We start from the raw sequence: 1105 nt of genomic DNA, 5'->3' as shown, positions 1-1105 counted from the left end.
ACACATTCGAGTCTTTCGGCATTTAAGCTGCCTCCTTCAAAAGTTTGCGCATGTCGCCCGCGGTCTCGGCCGCCAGCAATGCGAGGTCATCGACAAAGCGGTCCAGTAACGAATCCATATGGAGGAAGGTCTCGTCGTCCAGTTCCGGCGTCGCCCAGTCCAGCCCCGCCTGCGTCGCATCACGCTTGTGCGCGACCATTTGGTCCTGATACTCGTCGATGCTCCCCGGGAGATGAAAATAGACAACCTTCAGCACACCCTTCCGGTTCCATCGCAGCGCGCGCCGCATCGCCTGATACTCGATGCGCCACGTCCACGACCGATCGTAGAAGAGGATGTAGTCGGCGTTCGGCAGGTTATAGCCCGCGCGGCCCGAAGCCTTGGTGGCCATCAGCCCCGTTGCGAGTCCGCCCAAGAATCGCTTGTCCTTATCCGCCACGCGACGCTTGATCGGAATCTCGCCATGAAACGGCACCGTCTGGACGCCATGCGCATCAAGCTCACGCGCTAGAAGATCAAGCACGCCGGGGTTCTCGGCAAACACGATCGCCTGTTTGCCTTCCGCCGCGATTGCGCGCATGCGGGCGACAATCGAACGCTGCTTGCTCGTCAGCCCGCCGATGTACTCCACGCCGTCCATCCCGAACTGCGGATAGTTGGCGGCGAAGTGAACGGCACGGATACGAGCGAGGATCGTGACCAGATTGCACGCCTTCTTGTCATCGCGCGATGAGCGATACCAGTCGGCAAACTCGTCAGCAGCACGCAGATACGCGGCCAGATGCCCGCGATCCCAATCGACCGTCTCCACCTCGAACTGCGGTGGCGCGATCTGGATGTAGTGCGACACCTCAGGCTCTGCGACCAGCCGCCGCTTGATGTGCGGCGCGAGCATCGCCCGGTAGAGATGCAGATTGCCGATCTTCGGCACCTCGCGTTTTGCCCCGTCCTGCAAGCTCTCCGCGAACTGCCACGTCACCCACTCCAGCACCACGAAGTCATCCCTGAATCGATCGACGCCGCGCATCGCGTACTCCACCGAATTGATCCAGTTCTGCTCCAGGTAGCCCACGCGATAGCCATAGGGCTGAGCCGCCGTTCCATC

At 61.3% G+C, this 1105-nt stretch carries 1 protein-coding gene; it reads right to left on the bottom strand.

The features are described 5' to 3' along the window. Positions 1-22: 22 nt before the first annotated feature. On the bottom strand, positions 23-1105 hold a 1083-nt coding region (locus AWB81_RS43390; protein WP_144444409.1), incomplete at its 5' end, for a helicase-related protein.

This window comes from Caballeronia arationis (assembly GCF_001544975.2).
In the GTDB taxonomy this organism is placed as follows: Bacteria; Pseudomonadota; Gammaproteobacteria; order Burkholderiales; family Burkholderiaceae; genus Caballeronia; species Caballeronia arationis.
This window is presented reverse-complemented; position numbering and strand designations above follow the sequence as displayed.